General features: G+C 37.3%; 1 protein-coding gene. It reads right to left on the bottom strand.

Going from position 1 to position 255, the window contains the following annotated elements:
• The coding region (locus EOJ36_RS12020; RefSeq protein ID WP_164847911.1) for a hypothetical protein at positions 1-255 on the bottom strand (255 nt) is incomplete at both ends.

The raw sequence follows: 255 nt of genomic DNA, 5'->3' as shown, positions 1-255 counted from the left end.
AATCTTCTCTGCTTCTTGATCTGGTAATCTCTGAATTCAAATTCGTTTCAATGGTATTTTCGCGACTAATCGCTCGATTTCTTTCTCTGGTAATCCATGCTGAGGTTGAATCTGATGTACTCAATACCGAAACTGCGCCATCTACATATCCTTTAATAGCCTTTACTGTCGGATAATTCGTATCATTATTAGTTGCATCTGTAATGCCTGTTGCTTTATTAGCCAATAACTCTTTTAATGCCTCTGATTGTGTTG

The organism is Sandaracinomonas limnophila (assembly GCF_004005965.1).
In the GTDB taxonomy this organism is placed as follows: domain Bacteria; phylum Bacteroidota; class Bacteroidia; order Cytophagales; family Spirosomataceae; genus Sandaracinomonas; species Sandaracinomonas limnophila.
Note: the sequence above shows the minus strand (reverse complement) of the source record. Positions and strands in the feature narration are given on the sequence as shown.